Below are 19,526 nucleotides of genomic sequence, written 5' to 3'. Positions count from 1 at the left end.
TTTAATTTGTCCATAAATGTTTAAGAAATAGCATTTTTGTAAATTTTTATGGTAAAATTTCATTATTAACAATTTTCCGTATAATCAAATCAACTGTTATTAATGAGTTGATGGATAACGAATAGTAGATATAGAAAAGTTTATTGGAGGGGTTAATTTGAAAGAAGTTATAGTACGCCCATATACATTTGAAGATGCAGAGGCTAAGTTACAATTACATGTAGAAAATAAAGAACATTTTGAAAAATGGTCTCCTACGTTTAGGAAAGATGACTTTTATACAGTAGAAGGACAAATGAATAGTATTAAAGAGTTTATGGAAAAAAGTGCAGAAGATAGTAGATATGATTTTGCGATCTTTGTTAAAGAAGACAATGAAATTACTTTAATTGGAGAAGTACAGTTCATTTTTGTTACACGAGGACCTAAACAAAGTTGTATGGTTGGTTACCATATTGGGGAAAAATTTAATGGCCAAGGATATATGACGAAAGCTTTAAAACTTGCTCTGAAAATTGCATTTGAAGATTTGAAGTTCCACCGAGTGACTTCAGAAGTTAATCCAGAAAACTTAGGTTCTTTACGCGTTCTTGAAAAGGTTGGATTTGTGAAGGAAGGATATTATCGAAAAAACTTAAAAATTAGAGATCAGTGGTATGATCATGTTTGTTTGGCAATCTTAGAAGAAGAATTTGCAGAGAAGGTTGCACAAAGCTAATTTAGTAAAATAAATATTTTGTTTAATTTAAGATAGACAGTTTGCTGTTTATCTTTTTTTATGGAAGGCTCTGTCAATGGAATAATCTGATTTATAGGTTATAGGTGTGTAGTAAATAGACTTATAGGAGGCTTAAGATGCAAAGTGCTAATAAACCCATTATTTCTCTCATATTAGGGATATTATCGATTGTTTGTACTCCAGTTGTGCCAGTTCTAGCAAATTTACTTTACTTAAACCCTTTATTTTATTTTTCTGTGCTAAGTATTGGCTTAGTTATTGCTGTATTGGGTCTTTATTTTTCAAGAATAGGTATAAAAGGAAAAGATATTCATAATCAAAATGCTCAAAAGATAGGTTATGCAGGCAAAATTTGTTGCATTGTAGGGATTTGTTTTAATTTCCTAGTAGTTATCCCAATATTATGGTTCTCAATTTTTGGGATTTTCGGACCGTAAATTAAAGCAAGATTAAAACTGTTCTTCTTCAACTAAAGCATGCTTTAGTTAAAAAAGAAAATTATTTTTCTAATTAACCTTGCCCCTTTTTACCGAATATATCTATTAAAAAAGCAATCAAGATCTGATCGCTGATTTTGATTGCCTTACATTATATTATTTTTTATTTTCATTTGGAAATTTATGAGGACTATTTGTTAATTTTCGTAAATCTCCACGATAAAAGACATCTTTAAATTCTTTATAATTAAACGGGATAATAGGTGCTAAATATGGAACACCTACTGAGCGTAACCGTGATAAATGTATTATTAAGATTATCATTCCAATACTTAATCCTGTTATCCCGAAAAAAAGCCCCAAAAATAAAAATACATAACGAAGAGTTACAATCGAATCTGGTAATTTTCCAATTGTAAGCATTGTACTAGTAAGATAAGCAATACCAATAACTATAAGACTTAAAGGGTGAATTACTTTAGCTTCAATTGCGGTTGAGCCAATGGTTATAGTTGAAACTAATGAAACAAGTATTATCATTTCTTTTGAAATTTTATAAGAACTATAACCTAGTATTTGTAAAAAAATTAATGTTGAGAAAATTTCTAGCCAAAAAGGAATTAACATGTGTTGAAAGAATTCATCTTGAATTTTTTGAGGTATCCAATTTTTATGATGATAAATCAATGTAAGATAAAATCCAGGTAACAAACTAGTTATGAAAAAACTAAGAAATGTAAGGATACGTAAAGCATATTTTGCTTTAGTGTTATAATCATTAGGTGTTTGGAAGTATTGAATGAATAAGTTAGGCACAATGGATGCTGTCGGCGTTCCATTTGTAAATACTGCTATTCTTCCTTCATACAAAGCAGCTGTTACTGCATCTGGTAACTCGCTATTAAAAGCAAGTGGGAAAATTGTTTTTTGATCTCCCTCAATCGCTTCCTCAATTATTCTTGATTCCATTACAAAATTAACTTCTAATAAATCAATTCGATGACGTACTTCCTCTAAAACAGTTTCATCCACAAAATCAGTTAGATATACAATCGCAATATCTGTTTTAACAATTCTTCCAATTTGTTTTTTCTCAACCTTTAATATCGGAGAAGGAATCATATTATGTAATATATTTAAATTCACTTTTAATTCTTCTGTAAATGCTATTAATGGACCTTGAAAATTTCGTTGCTTAGTACTCTGTTCAAGTGCTCGTTGTTGCCATTCTGTTGTATCCACAAGTATGGCACTATCAAAGCCGTCAATCAGTACCAATGTCTTCCCTCTAACAATTCCGTCAATTATAGAAGAAATTGAAGTAACCTCTTCAACTGATTCTGAACGAATATAACGAATGGAAATTGTATCCATTAGTGACTTATTTTTTATATTACGTATCTCCAATAAAGGTTCAATAATGCTCTCACGAATCAACTGTGTATTAGCAAGCCCATCAATAAATAATAATGCACAATAGATTTGATGAGGATCTAAGTTAATAAGCCGTACTAGCAATTCTGGAGAATCATGTAATTGTTCTTTGATTAATTTTATATTGGTATAAATTTTCCTTGTTAATGAATTCTCTTCAATTTGCATAATTTATTTCTCCTAAAAAACAGTAAAATAAAACATTAAAATTTAGCTTTCCCTTCTGTAATGAATATTATCAAGACCTAAATCTAAAATGATAAATAAAAGGACATTACATATTTTTATATGTAATGTCCTTGTTTATTTGAACTAACGCATGTATTAGTTTTAGTTCCTTAATTTTAGTACCACAAGACGTGGTAATATGAATTTAAATATAGACTTAGTAAAAAGAGAAATAAGAGATTTTTCTTTTATTAGAAATTAAACTAAAAAAATTGGAGATATAAGTGCTGCAACCCAGTACTTTAAGATAGCAGATGCAAAATCTGAGGGAAGATGTTTTATTGATGAAGATAAGAAATATGTAGAATTTTTCAAACAAAGGTAATTCACGTATTAATTGATGCTTAATATCAGCTTACCTTATACAACTAACGTATAATTTTGTTATATAAAGGAAAGCAAGACTACATTTTTTTGTGTGGTCTTTTTATATGCTCTAAAATCAACATTTAAATTTTAACAGTGTCTTATGGAAAATAATTTGAATAACTATATAAAAAGTTCACTTTTACAGTAGTTTGAAAATAATTTAGATGCATTACGACATAATTTTTAATTTGTCATAAAATTTTATCAATAAAAATAAAGGAAAATTGGCATATTTTAGCTAATTAATAAGAAAGGGAGTTCATACTCTCTTTTCTATTTAATAATCGAAGCATCAATTCAATTTAAGTGTAAGATGCTCAAAGTAAAAACTATGGTGAAAAAAAAGGAGTGGTAGGGATGAATTTCTACATTATATCGGAAGAGAAAGAAAACCAAAACATTCATTATTACTGTATCGCTGCAGGTAGCCATCGCTACGACTTTGCTGTTATCTTTTCGGAAAAATTTCTAGGGAAAGCAATGGTTGTCTCTATTCAAAGTGGAAGAATGGTATTACTTTGCAGAGAAGACATTGACCATCCAGAACACTGGGACCAAAAACTTGGAATTGCAGCTGAAGACATCAAAGAAATTGAATCATTTTTTCATTCCATTTTGGACCAACGAATTTTTAGTGATCAATATTAAAAAGCGAGAGTCTCCAAATTTTTGGAGACTCTTTTTATTTTGTATTTATAATTACTTTTTTGGTTTCCTATTTTTGTAAAGAGGGTAGCTTTTTGCTACCACTTTTTTTATTTTAGAACAAAGAATTAAAAATACATTTCGACATATAATTTTAGTTGCTTCACAAAATAAACATTTAATTATTAATTTCCCCAATTATAAGAAAAAATTACCATAAAAAATTTATGGTTTTTAATAAATCATACAAATATTTCTTCAAATTAACTTGTAATTCTATTTAAATTTTGTTTTTATGACAATGTTTTTAATTGAAATGCCCTTTTTTATGTTCATTCTATTATGCTTTAATCCCCCAATTTACTCTAAATTATGGTGTATGTAAAATTTGAATTATATTTCTTTATTTTGTTGATTGGTTAGTTTTTACCCCATTTTTTTTGTTTAAACAATTATGGCAAAATATGAATAAGGAAGATTTTACTATTTATCTTAAAAGATAATTAATTGTATATTAATTTTGTTTTAAATACCTTACAATTAATAAGAGTTTGTTACAATTATATCTCTTATTCTATCGAAAGTGAGTAAAAACACTAGTTTCGTTAATAGGGTTTGTAGGTAAATAGACCTTGAAAAATATTGGAAATTTAAATTATCAATTCCAAAAGTTCTATTTTTGAGTAATCTAAAAGGTATTATTAAGTGTTTACTAGAAAATAATTCCAAGAGAAAGGAGGGGTTTGACAGTTTTGATTTGGAACAGATGTAACTACTTATAAAATTTAATCCATTTGTTTTCATTCATTAATAAATTCAAATCTTTCAATTAAATGTGGATTAATGTTTAAATGTTACATTAGTGTGTCTAGTTAAATTTCTTTGAATCTATTAAAAAAGGGGCTCTACAATGAAGAAAAAAAATTATTTAGCTTTACCTGTATCTACAATCCTTTTATTTTCAAGTATTTATTCTGGGACAGTTCAAGCTGCTTCAGTAACAGGCGCTAATAATACAGTTGCTAATCAGGTGAATTCTGGTAAAAACCTTAGAAAAAGCCAAATGAAGGAAATACCAAAAGCAAGTGGTAAAGTACTCCCTAAGAAGGCAGAATCTAAAATTGAAACAAAATTAAGAGATAAATTAAAAAATAAACAAACAGTAACGAAACATAATGAACAAACAGGTGAATTAATCGTTAAATATAAAAAGAAAGTGACTACAGGTGAAATCACTACACTTCAGAAAAAGTATTCTTTAAAGTCTTCAAAGAAATTAAAGAGTTTAAATGCTGAGTTAGTAAAAATTCCAACAGGCGAGAGTACTTCAGAATACATAACGAAACTAAAAAAGGATCCAAATGTTGAATCTGTACAACCGAACTATAAATATTACGCTTCTGACTTTAAAAATACGCTTAACTATTATGATGAAGGTCAATTATGGGGACTGGATAACAAGGGACAAAAGATTAACGATAGTATAGGAAAAGAAGATATTGATGTTAACGCACCTGAAAGCTGGAAACAATATGGTTCTAAGCTATCGGAGGTATTAGTAGGTGTAATTGATACTGGTGTGGATATAACTCACCCAGACTTAAAAGGAAAAATTTGGACGAACCCTGGTGAGACAGGGAATGGTAAAGAAAATGATGGGATCGACAATGATAACGATGGGTATGTTGACGATGTCCATGGCTGGGATTTTTATAACGATGATAACAGTGTTTATGATCCACTTGATGGAGATGAGCATGGTACACATGTTTCTGGGACAATTGCTGCAGAGTTAACAAATGATAATAAAGGTATCGTTGGTGTCGCTCCAAATGTAAAAATAGTACCGCTAAAGTTCCTTGGTCCTTATGGTGGAACAACTGCAGATGCTATTGATGCGATTGAGTATGCCAAGAATAAGGGAATTAAAATCACAAATAACAGCTGGGGTGGCGGAGAATACGATCCATTACTTGAAGAAGCAATTGAAAATTCAAATAGCTTATTTGTAGCTGCTGCGGGTAATGACGGAATGGATAATGATGAAGAAGGGGCCTATCCTGCTAGCTACGAAAGTTCTAATATATTATCAGTTGCGGCTGTTGATAACAAGGGTAACTTAGCACCTTTCTCAAACTATGGTGCTGAATCTGTTGATGTTGCTGCTCCTGGAGTCGACATTTTAAGTTCAGTTCCAAAATATCCAATTGATGAAATTACAACAAAATTGGATATTAAAGCTGGAGCATCAGCACAAATTGCTGGAGAAAATTACAAGGCAATTTTTGATGGTATAGGCTACGAAAAAATTACAGACGAGAGAAAAGATGCTTTTGAAAAAGCTTTAAACTATTTAGATATAACAGAAAATAAGAAAATTTTACTTGTTCAAGATGATGAACATGATCTTGCTCAAATATTCAATGACGAGCCAGAACTTTCAAAGATATTTAAAGACTATTCTGATATATATAATGAACTGTTGATTAACTATTCAGTAGATAAAGTAACAATAAGTTCTCAATCTTCTCTATCAGATTACAAGAGCAGTAACGATTTATCCTCTTACGATGCTGTAGTTTGGTATACGGGTAACGGACTTGGATTTTTCTCTGAGGAAGGTACAACTTTAACTAAAACTGATACTGACATGTTAAAAAATTACCTTTCCAGTGGTGGTAAATTATTATTATCAGGTGTAAACGCCTTATCTGGACAAGAGAAATCAACATTTGTTAAGGATACTTTAGGTTTAAATGTATACCCGGATATGGGACCAAGTTTGAATGTAAAAGGATTATCTGGTGGAATCTATGAAAATACTAATTTAAATGTAAATAGGTATGATTTTCCATACTATTTCGCTGATTTTCTTCAATCTAATAATTCAAAGACAGTCATAAATTCAGAATATGTTTCTGATTATTCACAAGCATATGATTATTATAGTGGAACATCTATGGCAACTCCACATACTACAGGTGCTGCTGCTATTTTATTAGGTTTACAACCGAACATGTCACCAGAGATGCTTAAACTATATACTAGTGCAAAAGGAACGAATTTAGCTTCACTAAAAGGTCTTGTAGGCACTGGAAATATAGTTAGAGCTTCGGATATTGATAAATTTGATGATAATGATACTCCTGGAGTACCACTAGATAAATTTGTTAAAGATGGCAAATTAGAAGAAAAAACAGATAATAACGCTGGTGATAAAAACGATGTTTATGCATTATCATTAAAAGAAGGACAAGGCATCACATTATCATTGAATGGTCAAGCAGGAACCGATTTTGACTTGTACGTATATAATGAATCAACTGCGAGCGTAAATAATAAAAATGGTATGGTTGCATATTCAGAGAACATTAATTCATCTAATGAAAAGATAAACTTTATCGCTCCTAGAACTGGCATTTATTTTGTAAATGTTTACGACTACAAAGGTACAGGAAACTATAAACTTTACACTGGTAATTTCGATGGTTCGTATGAAGATGATTCTAGCCTTGTGACTTTAGATGGAGATTGGATGCCAGTAATTAATCCACAATTTTCAGAAGAAATGGCAGGAGTACTAAATTCTAAAGGAGAAGTTAGTTTTTCATTTGTTGGGTCTAGTATTGAATGGCAAGGTTTTAAAGATCCTTCCCAAGGAATTGCAGATGTATATATAGACGGCAAAAAGTCATCAATATCGCTTTATGATAGCTCGTTCAAATCAAAGCAAAGTTTATTGAAATATGAATTTGATTCTTATGGCAATCACTCAATAAGAATTGTATGGGCAGGAAAAAGTGATCCAGCGGCAAGAAAATCAGCTACAGGGATTAATTTAGATAAATTTGTTGTAAAAGAAAATCCTATTTCATTGAAAACATCATTTGACACTAAAATGAAATATCCTGTTATTTCATGGACAGCTAGGAACTGGGCTGACGCATATAATATTTACCGTAAAGAGTCTACGGAAAAAAACTATGCAAAAATAAATACCATCAAGACAGCGTCTTATGTGGATAAGACAGCAAAACCAGGCAAAAAATACGACTATGTTGTATCAATTAATACAAATAGTAAAGAGACACCTTTTTCATCAGCAATTACGTACGTTTACGATGATGATATTAATGGTAGACAATATATAACAGGTACTGCAAAAGGAAGTCTTAATACTGACGGAAACGACTTTAATGATGTTTGGGCTAAAAATTTAGTAGCGGGCAAAACATATGAAATTTCATTAACTGGCCCTACTAATGCAAACTTTGATCTTTCATTATACAACATTGGTACATCAACTATTTATGGTACGAAAGAATTGAAAAAGTCTTCTAGTAAAACGTCAGCTGAAAAAATTCTCTTTAAACCAACAAAAACTGGAATGTACTATATCGTTCCTTCTGTTCCTTCTAATGTAAAAGGCTCAGGCCAATATAGTATAAATATTTCAGTTCAAACAGCGAAAACAGTAGAGAACAGTGATACCAATGTTAAATACTCTGGAACTTGGAGTAAGGTAAATTATAAGAGCGCTTCTGGTGGCACGATTAATCAAACAAAAGGATCTACTGGATCGCTTCAATACAATTTTAGTGGTACAGGTATAACTGTATTTGCTTTAAAAGATAAGAATATGGGTAAAGCAGATATTTATATTGATGGTAAAAAAATAAAGCAGATTGATCTTTACTCTTCAAGTCGTAAATATAAAGTAAATGTATTCGATATACAAAATCTAGCAAATAAAGCTCACACTATTAAAATTGTTGCTACTGGTACAAAATCTAGTGCTGCAACAAACAAGTTAATAAATGTTGATTCGTTTAAATTAACTCAGTTTTCTTTAGTTAAATAATAAGCGAAGCATTTGCAAAACAAAAAATCCTGATTGCTCTTTTGAGTATATCGGGATTTTTTTTCAAATTTAGACTAGTTTAATTACCTTTACAAAAGGAAATAAAAAGGTAACAAATTTTGTGAAATATTTTGAATAATATAGACGTTTTATCTTTATATTTGGTAAAATTAAGCAAAAATATGTTGGTCATTCCGTTGACCAACCTAATTATTTTGTCATTATTAGTGAATGAAATGTGGAGGATCTAGGATTTATGGAGAGGAAACCAAGAGTGTTTATTGGTTCATCAGCGGAAGCTATTCATTATGTTGAAGCCGTATTTGAGGGACTAAAAAGGGATGCGGAAGTCACGATGTGGATGAATGCTTTTGAAGAACTAGAGTACACGATGGATGATTTAGAAAAGCAACTAGATACAAATGACTTTGCAGTATTCATATTTACTCCAGACGATATTATTGAGATTCGAAATGAGAAATATTTAGCAACAAGAGATAATACAATGTTTGAAATGGGTCTATTTTGGGGGTGTTTAAAAAGAGGACGAGTTTTTTACATTATGCCAAATGATACTAAAGGTATAGTACATAAAAACTCTATAGAACCGCTGAACTATCATTTACTTTCGGATTTAACCGGACTTAATTCATTAAAATATGATATACGTGATGATAAGGATATCGTTCAAGAAGTGGCTGGTGCTTGTATTAAAATAAAGAGAAAGATTAGAGAAAAAGGTTTATTCCCTAATCTTCAAAATAAAATTGATGATTTAATTGTACAAAAAAAAGAAAGTGAAGTAGTTGCTAAATTTAGTACACTTCTAACACTAGAACTTTTAAAATCAGACCGAAATAAAGTTGCAATCTTCTTATCAGATAATTTAAAAAGGGCTCATAGTGTACCCGAAGGATATGAAATTGCTGATGTAGGTGTATGGAAAGTAGAAGGGTCCGACGGTTTAAAACATGTTGCCGGAAAAAAATCTAGAATCGATTTTTATCATTTTGGTGTGAATGATGGTATTGTTGATGAGCCAATCTTTGTGATCGATAGTTATCTAAATAGCGAAATTATTTTCATTAAAAAAAGTGAATTTTACAATACATACTTAATATGCTATCCTATTGAAAATAGTATGGTACTATCTGTCACTTTTTCAAGTGAAGAGTATGAAGCAATCGATCTAACTGAAGATGAAAAAGACTTCCTTTTAGGAAGAAATAAAAGATTAATGAAAACAATAAACGAACTTTTTGGAGGTGTTTCTGTATGACTAGGTATATCAACTTAAATGATGCTAAAAAGGAATTCAAGAAAGATTTCTATCCAAAAGTTGAAAAAGGTATTGGCCAAAAAGGACTTGCTGATTTTAATGGTAAAACTGAAAGAGGAATTGTCGTTCTTCGTCGCAAAGCAGAATACGGAACTCCAGATCAAATGAAAGCATATTAAAACAAAAGGGTGACTAAATTAGTTACCTTTTTTTGTTTTTAAATTTGTTTTTTTTAAAATCTACCATTTTAGGAACTTGAATGTGAAAAAAGCAAGTAGATGAAAATTAGTAGCTCATAAGTGCTCATGAGGAAGTAGAAAGACATAAATATGAAAAATAGTACCTCATGAGTGCTCCATGAGGAAGTAGAAAGACATAAATAAGAAAAGTAGTACCTTATGAGAGCAGTAGAAAGACATAAATAAGAAAAGTAGTACCTCATGAGTGCTTCATGAGGAAGTATAAAGGTATAAATAAGAAAAGTAATACCTCATGAGTGCTTCATGAGGAAGTAGAAAGACATACATATGAAAAATAGTACCTCATGAGTACTTCATGAGGAAGTAGAAAGACATAAATAAGAAAAGTAGTACCTCATAAGAACCACATAAGTAAGTAAAAAAGCAAAAATAGGAAAATTAGTAACCCATAGCTGCTTCATTAGAAATAGATCAATAATCATTCTAGACACTAATTGACAACCCCAAGTTTACAAAAGTCTAAAAAACATGGTTGCCAAGCTTTTGCACATTAAAAATCTACTCATTATTCATCAATTTTCTTAATTTAGATTCTGTATTTGTATTTTCAACAGGAGTGTAAACACTACATCTTAAATCAATGTTTCCTTGAACTTGTAAGGATGTTAAGTTAAAGAGCATTTTTCCTGCTTTTGCGTGTCGAAACTCAATTAATACATCTGGGGCCGAACTTACTTCGCTCTCATTCCAGAGTTCATGAAATTCTGGGAAATTTTGTTCCATTTCATTAATAAAGGAAGTGTACCATTGATCGCCCACATATTGTCCGTAATAAGTTCGAAAAATTGCTAAAAAGCCTTTCACAAAATGCTCCCAATTCACGGCTAAACTTTTAAATTCTTTTCTAGAGAACAGCAATTGAATAAGATTTCGTTCCTCTTTTGGAATTTGTTCGAAATCTAAAAATACGTGTGCTGCTGCCGGATTCCATCCAACGATATGGCACCTTCGATCTGAAATAATGATCGGACAGTTCCGAAGTTCATTTAATATTTTAGTCAAGGCTGGACTAATGACTGTTTCTTCTTCATTTGGAAATGAGCGTTTTTCAGCTTCTGGTAATGCAAGTGCATATAAATAATTTCGCTCATCCTTATTTAATTGTAATGCATCTGAAATGGCATCTAATACGGAATTAGAAACTGTTATATCTCTTCCTTGTTCTAGCCATGTATACCAAGTTGTACTTACTCCTGCTAACTGCGCAACCTCTTCTCTACGAAGGCCCGGAGTTCTTCTACGGGTTCCAACTGGTAATCCAACCATTTGCGGATTTATTTTAGACCGCTGCGTTTTTAGAAATTCTGACAGTGCTTGAAGTCGGGTTTCTCGATTCATTTTATAACTCCCTTCTGAACGTAGTATAAATTATACTAGGATAAACTACAACTTGTAATAGGATAAATACGAGTTAAAATAAAGAAAAAACGATTGGAGAACTTATGATGAGAAGAATTGTTATTACAGGTATGGGTGTTATCTCCCCTCTAGGAAATGATGTAGATACGGTATGGAATAACTTAATTAACGGAAAATCAGGTATCACATCTATTGATACAATTGATGTATCAAATATAAAAACGAAAGTAGCAGGAAATGTTCGTGATTTTGATGCCGAAGAAAGATGGGGAAGAAAGGAAGCAAGAAAATTAGATCGTTTTTGTCAATTTGCTTTAGCTGCTGCTGAACAAGCTTTAGAAAGTTCAGAATTACAATTAGAAAAAATCGATCTTGAACGATTAGGAGTTTATGTAGGATCAGGAATTGGTGGGATTAATACCTTTATCGAAAATGTAAATTTATTAAACGAGAGAGGACCTGGGAGAGTTAGTCCAAGTTTAGTACCGATGATGATATCAAATGCGGCAGCAGCTCAAATAAGTATAAGATTAGGTGCACTTGGTCCATCTTTATCACCAGTAACCGCATGCTCTATAGGAAATTCATCTATTGGAGAGGCATTCAATACAATTCGTAACGGAGAAGCGGATGTTATTTTTGCGGGTGGTACAGAGGCAGCTATAACTCAATTATCTTTAGCGAGTTTTAGTAACGCTAAGGCATTGTCCAGCAATACTGAACCTACCTCATCAAGTAGACCTTTTGATGCAAATAGAGACGGATTTGTAATGAGTGAAGGTGCGGGGGTTTTAGTGTTAGAATCATTGGAACACGCAGTTAAAAGAAATGCGCCAATCTTATGTGAGATAATTGGTTATGGAGCAAGTTCGGATGCATATCATATGGTTGCAACTCACCCAGAAGGACGAGGAGCGTTTTTAGCCATGAGAAATGCTTTAAATAGAGCTGAAATAGCATTACAAGATGTGGATGTTATTAGTGCACATGCAACAAGTACCCCATTAGGCGATCAATCTGAAACGATGGCAATAAAAAATCTGTTTGGCGAACACGCTTATAAAATTCCAGTTACAGCAAATAAATCAATGCTTGGTCATATGCTTGGCGCAGCAGGAGGAGTAGAGGCGATCGCTTTAGTGAAAAGTCTTCAAGAAGGTATTATTCCGCCAACAATCAACTTAAGTCAGCCGGATCCTAATTGTGACTTAGACTATGTATCGGAAAGGGCAAGGAAAAAAGAATTAAACATAGGTATTTCAAACTCATTCGGCTTTGGTGGTCATAATTCTGCCATTGTATTGAAAAAATACGTTTAAGATAAATCCTAATTGTTATATATTAACACTCTAAAAGCCTCTTTTTAGTAAGAGGCTTTATTTTTAAGAGACCCAAATGCTCTTCCTAATTCATATGATTCTGTTCATTAAGATACTTCACTGCACTGTTTTTAAACCAATTCAAAAATAGATAGATTAAATAAAAGAGGAATACAACAAAAAGCCCAACTAAAAGTAGGATTAGTAAGTAAATTGGATTGTAATGAAGTCCTAAAGTTGTTGTTTCTTTACCCAGTTTGTAAAAATAGGCTAATGGTGTTCCTTTTTCAGGAGCCATTGTGTAAAAGTAATTAGATGTAAAGGGCTCCATCCATTTCATAAACAAATTATTTACAAAGATTGATAAAATGTACAATAAAATAATGAGCGACATTGTTTTTCGCAAAATTTTTAAATTAATTACAACCATATTATTGAAATACGCCCACAATACAATACCTACGATTAGCATATGCCCCCAAAGATATGCCATTCCTTGCCATGTTAGGAGAGATTGATAGTTTGAAAGACCGTTAGCAAATATAATGCTTACTAAAGCAGCAGGAAGGTTAAAACAAAACGCAATTGAAAATAGCAATTCACTTTCATATAAAAAAGCAAAAAATAAAATAAAATTAGCAAAATGACAAATTTGTAAAGGGATTTCTTCAGGTGAAATTTGATTCACTTTGTGATAAATTTCAATATTACGACCAATTAAAAGAGCAATCCCAATAAGTGAGAAACCCATACCAATCAATCGTAACGTCTGATTGTTAAAGCGCCTAAATAGAAAATAAAACAAAGTTACAAATAGAAATGGGCTCGCCATAAATAAAAAATGGAATGGACTCCACATTTGAAAGGTCATTGAACTCTACTTTCCTTCATGTAGTAAAATACACTTGTTTTCAACGCGATTTACCCCCATTACTTTTTATTGTAATTTGATTTGAGCAAAAAACGTATCATTAAGCGATCAAACTAAAGACATCAAGTAATTAACACCTATTATGATTTATTCAAAAATTTTTTAGAAAGAACCTGGAATGTTTAATGTAAACTTGTACAGAAAAAAGAAATGTTATTTAGGTTAATGAGAGGAAAATAATGCGTATTGATTTTAGTATTAATAACGGGAAAAAATCATTATTTGTTTAGACTTAAATTAAAATGCAGTATTCTTATCTATTAGAAAATTTATTTTTCCTGTAATTATTGACAACCAAGTTTTTTCATACTATTATTATCTCATATTAAAGATATTTGAATTTGAAATAACTTGGAGGTGTCAATTATGGAGAATGAATGCTAAAATCTTTCGTTTTACTTTTAAAGCAATAATATAATGAAGTTTATGATGAGTTGAATCAAGATTGATAAAAAAAAAACATAAATATTAAGCAATTTCTGTCATAGAAATCATGTATAAAAAACATTTAATTCAATATTTTTTTAAAAAATATCTCGAATTAGAGATAAAAAACATTTAGGAGGATTTTAAGATGATAAATATTGGTTTATTAATTATTCGTTTAGTTATCGGTTTACTTTTTGTGGGTCATGGTGCTCAAAAATTATTCGGTTGGTTCGGTGGTTATGGATTGAAAGGTACAGGTGGATGGTTTGAATCAATTGGCATGAAACCAGGAGTAACTGTTGCACTTTTCGCAGGGTTAGCAGAACTTATTGGTGGAATTTTGTTAGCTTTGGGACTACTAACTCCACTTGCAGGAATTATGATTGCCGGTACAATGGTGATGGCAATTATAAAAGTTCATGGTCCAAATGGTTTATGGGCAACAGCTAATGGATATGAATATAACTTAACATTACTTTCAGTTGCTATTGGTATAGCTTTAATTGGTCCTGGTAAATATGCGTTAGATGCAATTTTATTCTAAATGGTCACTTTAGAATTTGATTTTACAAAGTAAACATTAATTAGTATAAAAGTGCTGTTAAAAAATGAATCTGTTCATAAAAAAATGAAATAATAGAAAATGTAAGACAAATATTAGTGAGCTAATCGAGCTTTGTTCGATTAGCTCACTTGCATTTTAAATAAATATGAATGTATAGCAATTTTTTTAATATAAAATTTAAATGTACTACTTTTTTAGAAAGATTTTTAATAAATTTCGAATGATACATAAACAAACTTTACTGTTTCTTAAGTAAAAAATTATTACTTTGATTCCATCAATTTACATATGATTTAGTAATTAAAATCTAGGAGGCAATAAAATTGGATTATCGAATTGAAAAAGATTCAATTGGTGAGATAAAAGTACCCGTAAATAAACTTTGGGGAGCTCAAACGCAGCGAAGTTTTGAGAACTTTAAAATCGGTACTGAAAAAATGCCTATTCAATTAATTTATGGTTTGGCATTAATTAAAAAAAGTGCAGCAATTACAAATAAAAAACTAGGAAAATTGGATAGTGAAAAAGCAGATGCAATCATTGGTGCTGTAGATGAAATATTAAATGGTAAGCTTGACAATCACTTTCCACTTGTTGTTTGGCAAACAGGAAGTGGTACACAAACAAATATGAATGTTAATGAAGTAATCGCTCATCGTGGGAATGAGTTTTTAGCAGAAAAAGGAAACAATAAAAAAATTCATCCAAATGATGATGTTAATATGTCTCAAAGTTCCAATGATACATTTCCAACAGCAATGCATATTTCAAGTGCACTTGCAGTAAATGAGCAATTGCTCCCTGCATTAAAAAATTTAAAAATGACATTTAAAGAAAAGATGAATAAATTTAAACAGATTATAAAAATTGGCCGAACACATTTACAAGATGCAACGCCAATAACACTAGGTCAAGAGATAAGTGGTTGGCATCGAATGCTTGAAAAAAATGAAGAAATGCTAGTAGATAGTATGAGGTTTATTGCTGAATTAGCTATTGGTGGGACTGCTGTTGGTACAGGAATCAATGCGCATCCGAGTTTTGGAACGATGATGGCTGAAGAAATTAGTTCGTTAACTGGACTACATTTTATTTCTGCAGAAAATAAATTCCAAGCATTAACAAGTCATGATGAGATTGTTTATACTCATGGTGCTTTAAAAGCATTGGCGGCAGATTTAATGAAAATAGCGAATGATGTCCGTTGGATGGCAAGCGGTCCTAGAAGTGGTATAGGTGAAATAACAATTCCTTCAAACGAACCAGGAAGTTCAATCATGCCAGGGAAGGTAAATCCGACACAATCTGAAGCGCTGACAATGGTTGTAACACAAATTATGGGAAATGATATGACAATAAGCTTTGCTGCTAGTCAAGGAAATTTTGAATTGAATGTGTTCAAACCAGTCATTATTTATAATTTTCTGCAGTCAGTTAGATTACTTTCAGACGCAATCAGTTCATTTGATGACCACTGTGCAAAAGGCATAGAAGCAAATATAGAAGTGATTGAACAAAATCTAAATCGATCACTAATGCTCGTAACCGCATTAAATCCTCATATTGGTTATGAAAAAGCAGCAACAATAGCAAAGTTAGCATTTAACGAAAATTTGACACTTAAAGAAGCTGCTTTAAAAACGGGTTATTTATCGGAAGAAGAATTTGATCGAATTGTTAGACCTGAAAATATGATTTAGTTAGATTTTTAATACTATATAGAATCAAAAAAAATCCTGATGGCCACTTTAAAGCCATCAGGATTTTTATATAAATATTAAAAAAATTATCATAAATTCACATTAAGTTCACATCAATACATTATAATCACTTTATCCTTAAATATTATTTAAACAGAAAGAAGGCGGATTAATTGAAGCCCATTAAAACAATTTCAGCAGAAGAGATGCAAAAATTTGAAGATAAACTTAAAAAACACAATTGGATTTTAATGTTAATAACAGTAATCACTATACCATTTATCGTAAGTAACTTGTAAAAAACGAAAAGTACTAATAGGGTTTCTTTTTTACATATGCCCCCCAAAAAGAATAGATCAAAAAAAAGCCAAGAATTTTTTCTTGGCTTTTTTATTATTAATTTATCTATCTTGTTTTAACCCAACTAACGAAATGTTTACAACTTTGAAACAACCTGTGACAAAAAATGAAACATTTAAAAACTATGATACATATATAAGTTTTCTGGAGTGTGATACATGCAAAATAAAAATTGCTAAATGTAACGTTACTAATACTTAACAAAAATGAATTTTAAAATTTCAATGCTTTTAGTTAAGTAATTTATATAAATAAGGAGAGAGCTTATGTCTAATAAGATTATTTGGATACTTTTGGGAATGTTAGTAATCCTTATCCTCATACCGAAAGCGAATGCAACTACATTTAAGTTAAATTTTAACAATAATGAGTTCTCTAATTATATAGATCAAGTGAACTTAAACACAACAAAGGCTACTTATGGTCAAACGATTGAGATTGGTTTAAAAACGAAAAAAAAAGGTGAAAAAGTTTCATTAACATTTTCAAATGGTACGAATCGAAAAGAAATTTCTTTAATTAAAACATCTAAAAACTCTTTTTCTGGAAAAATGAACATTACAAGTTCATTTGCAAAAGGAGAATATAAACTTGATTCAATTAAATTTAATCATGAAAATCTAGTAATCTCTGATAAAAAAATCAATTTCACAATTTTAGATTTACCGACCCCAACAATTGATCAAGTAACAAATCAATCAACAGCTATTAAAGGTTTATTTCTTTCAAATAGTCAGGTAGAAGTGTATCATGATTCTAAATTAATTAATACCGTGCAAACAAATGATAAAGGTGAATTTAATGACGCAATAAAACCATTGAAAGAATTTACTAAAATAAGCGTCATTGGGGTTATTGAAGGATTAAAAAGTAAACCAATTATAGTTAGTGTAAAAGATTCAGTCGCACCATCGATTACTTCTCTTTCTTCTATATCTGATCAATCACAGAATGTAACTGGAATATCTGAACCTTTCGCAACTGTCAAAGTATATATGAACGAAAATCTAATCGGTGATAATACAGTTAGCTCAACAGGAAAGTTCACTGTAAAAATTGGTAAACAAAAAGCGAATTCACTTCTCAAAGTAATTGTCTTAGATCAGAGTAATAATCAAAGTTCACCACATACATTTCGTGTATCACATTATACTTCACCAGTGGGAAGTACAGTTAAAAATAGCTCATCGTTATCAGTTGGCCAATTGATGATTATCAATACAAGGACGAATAAACTAACTTTTTATCGAAATGGTAATATTGTAAAAACATTTACGGTTGCAACAGGTAAGTCGTCAACACCTACACCTACTGGGAAATTTGTCATTTCAAACAAAGTTAAGAACCGACCTTGGTATAAGGGAAATATTCCTGGAGGCGATCCTAGAAATCCACTTGGTAACCGCTGGCTAGGATTAAGCGTTGGTGCAGCATATGGAATCCATGGAAATAATAAAGAAAGTTCCATTGGACAATCAGTAAGTTCCGGCTGTGTTCGAATGCATAATAGTGAAATCCAATGGCTTTTTGAGCAAGTTAACGTAGGAACAACTGTCATTATTGCGAATTCTTCAAATTCTAATGGGAATATTGCCAGTTCTTATGGTTTTTCAATCGCGTAAGTAAAAAAAAAGGATGTCTCATAGTCGGATTTTTTGACAAAGAGACATCTTTTTTTATTTTATGTTTTCGATCCAAAGAGAACCCATTAGTCTTCTGATTTCACCATATTCTCATACATACTGTCGGAGAAATGCAATCATCTGTGTTAATGAATCTTGAACGATTGGGAGATAGAAATCTTTATCAAATACATGTTCTCCGTTTGGAATTGTAATGAACTTTGTTTTCACTCCTTTTTGTAAAAGGGCACCTCTCATAAAGACAGATTGTTCGTACGGAACATCCGTGTCTTTCGTACCATGTAAAAATAATGTTGGCGGGTAATCTTGTGTAACCTGTTTAATAGGACAAAATTTAAAAAGCTGTTCTTTATTTGGCAATGGATCAACACCTGTTATCTTTTGAACCCATACACCTTGTTGTCTTGCGTGTACATAAATTAAAAATCGCTTTTCAATCGATTCTTCTGTAATGACATTAGTAGATTGAAGCATTTCAGCAATTTCATTTGGAACTAAATCCTTTTGTAAATAATAAGAACTTGGAATGGTGGCCCAACTTGCACTAATATCTCCATAACCATAAAAGGAGACGATTGCTTGGGGTTTTAATTTAAATGTTCCAGAGCATAGAGCAAGAAAACCGCCAGCAGAACCTCCTATTATGACGATTTTATTTGGATCAATTGAGAATTGTTTTGGTCCTTCCGTCGCAATCCAGAGAATTGCATCTTGAACATCTTCAAGGATGTCTGGTAGCTTAGTTTCTGGAGCAAGCCTATAATCAATTGAAAACAACGAAAATCCGTTACTTGTGTAAAACTGGACCATTTCTTTTGAAATATCTTCTCTCGAACCCCAAATAAGGCCACCTCCGTGAATATATATTACGACAGGAGCCTTTTCACGATTTGTTTCATAAAAGTCTGCTTTAAGAGAAAAATGTACATTTTTTTTATAAATAACTGTTTTTTTCATTCGTTCACGTC

General features: G+C 31.2%; 14 protein-coding genes. 10 read left to right on the top strand and 4 right to left on the bottom strand.

What is annotated here, in order from left to right; genetic code table 11:
* Nucleotides 1-157: 157 nt before the first annotated feature.
* Nucleotides 158-718, top strand: a complete 561-nt coding sequence (locus ABEY15_RS17290) for a GNAT family N-acetyltransferase (RefSeq protein WP_429891379.1) — start codon at nucleotides 158-160, stop codon at nucleotides 716-718.
* 137 nt (nucleotides 719-855) lie between these two features.
* A complete protein-coding gene (locus tag ABEY15_RS17285) occupies nucleotides 856-1,176 on the top strand; it encodes a hypothetical protein (protein WP_429891378.1) in 321 nt (106 codons plus the stop codon).
* A gap of 156 nt (nucleotides 1,177-1,332) precedes the next feature.
* Here the strand turns inward: ABEY15_RS17285 and ABEY15_RS17280 are convergent, their stop codons facing one another.
* Entirely contained in the window at nucleotides 1,333-2,778 is a 1,446-nt protein-coding gene (locus tag ABEY15_RS17280; RefSeq protein WP_429891377.1) for a spore germination protein, read from the bottom strand.
* A gap of 786 nt (nucleotides 2,779-3,564) precedes the next feature.
* Here ABEY15_RS17280 and ABEY15_RS17275 point away from each other — a divergent pair.
* The 4 genes from ABEY15_RS17275 (at nucleotide 3,565) to ABEY15_RS17260 (ending at nucleotide 10,171) form a co-directional block, all read left to right on the top strand.
* Entirely contained in the window at nucleotides 3,565-3,855 is a 291-nt protein-coding gene (locus tag ABEY15_RS17275) for an SAV0927 family protein (protein ID WP_097977120.1), read from the top strand.
* Nucleotides 3,856-4,762: 907 nt separating this feature from the next.
* Complete coding sequence (locus ABEY15_RS17270; RefSeq protein WP_429891376.1) at nucleotides 4,763-8,713, top strand: S8 family serine peptidase; 3,951 nt, start codon at nucleotides 4,763-4,765, stop codon at nucleotides 8,711-8,713.
* Nucleotides 8,714-8,969: 256 nt separating this feature from the next.
* Nucleotides 8,970-9,992, top strand: coding sequence for a TIR domain-containing protein (locus tag ABEY15_RS17265; RefSeq protein ID WP_429891375.1), 1,023 nt, complete (start codon nucleotides 8,970-8,972; stop codon nucleotides 9,990-9,992).
* The gene (locus tag ABEY15_RS17260; RefSeq protein ID WP_098427971.1) at nucleotides 9,989-10,171 is read left to right on the top strand and encodes a hypothetical protein; all 183 of its coding nucleotides are present in this window, start codon (nucleotides 9,989-9,991) and stop codon (nucleotides 10,169-10,171) included. The genes ABEY15_RS17265 and ABEY15_RS17260 overlap by 4 nt, the downstream gene beginning before the upstream one ends.
* 579 nt (nucleotides 10,172-10,750) lie before the next feature.
* On the opposite strand, the gene ABEY15_RS17255 is transcribed toward ABEY15_RS17260, so the two are convergent.
* Entirely contained in the window at nucleotides 10,751-11,590 is an 840-nt protein-coding gene (locus ABEY15_RS17255) for a helix-turn-helix transcriptional regulator (RefSeq protein ID WP_429891374.1), read from the bottom strand.
* Nucleotides 11,591-11,697: 107 nt separating this feature from the next.
* On the opposite strand from ABEY15_RS17255, the gene fabF reads away from it, so the two are divergent.
* Nucleotides 11,698-12,930 (top strand): beta-ketoacyl-ACP synthase II, encoded by a 1,233-nt coding sequence (fabF, locus tag ABEY15_RS17250; protein WP_429891373.1) that lies wholly within the window; start codon nucleotides 11,698-11,700, stop codon nucleotides 12,928-12,930.
* A gap of 85 nt (nucleotides 12,931-13,015) precedes the next feature.
* On the opposite strand, the gene ABEY15_RS17245 is transcribed toward fabF, so the two are convergent.
* On the bottom strand, nucleotides 13,016-13,801 hold the full coding sequence (locus tag ABEY15_RS17245; RefSeq protein WP_429891372.1) for a hypothetical protein: 786 nt from the start codon (nucleotides 13,799-13,801) through the stop codon (nucleotides 13,016-13,018).
* A 634-nt stretch (nucleotides 13,802-14,435) separates the two neighbouring features.
* Here ABEY15_RS17245 and ABEY15_RS17240 point away from each other — a divergent pair.
* The 3 genes from ABEY15_RS17240 to ABEY15_RS17230 all read left to right on the top strand — a co-directional run bounded on the left by ABEY15_RS17240 (nucleotide 14,436) and on the right by ABEY15_RS17230 (nucleotide 18,537).
* The gene (locus tag ABEY15_RS17240; protein ID WP_429891371.1) at nucleotides 14,436-14,834 is read left to right on the top strand and encodes a DoxX family protein; all 399 of its coding nucleotides are present in this window, start codon (nucleotides 14,436-14,438) and stop codon (nucleotides 14,832-14,834) included.
* A gap of 344 nt (nucleotides 14,835-15,178) precedes the next feature.
* The gene (gene fumC / locus ABEY15_RS17235; RefSeq protein WP_429891370.1) at nucleotides 15,179-16,555 is read left to right on the top strand and encodes a class II fumarate hydratase; all 1,377 of its coding nucleotides are present in this window, start codon (nucleotides 15,179-15,181) and stop codon (nucleotides 16,553-16,555) included.
* 626 nt (nucleotides 16,556-17,181) lie between these two features.
* Nucleotides 17,182-18,537, top strand: coding sequence for a L,D-transpeptidase family protein (locus ABEY15_RS17230; RefSeq protein ID WP_429891369.1), 1,356 nt, complete (start codon nucleotides 17,182-17,184; stop codon nucleotides 18,535-18,537).
* Nucleotides 18,538-18,648: 111 nt separating this feature from the next.
* Here the strand turns inward: ABEY15_RS17230 and ABEY15_RS17225 are convergent, their stop codons facing one another.
* On the bottom strand, nucleotides 18,649-19,515 hold the full coding sequence (locus ABEY15_RS17225; protein ID WP_429891368.1) for an alpha/beta hydrolase: 867 nt from the start codon (nucleotides 19,513-19,515) through the stop codon (nucleotides 18,649-18,651).
* Nucleotides 19,516-19,526 lie beyond the last annotated feature (11 nt).

Origin of the sequence: Gottfriedia acidiceleris (assembly GCF_050457485.1) — a bacterium.
GTDB lineage: Bacteria > Bacillota > Bacilli > Bacillales > Bacillaceae_G > Gottfriedia > Gottfriedia acidiceleris_D.
This window is presented reverse-complemented; position numbering and strand designations above follow the sequence as displayed.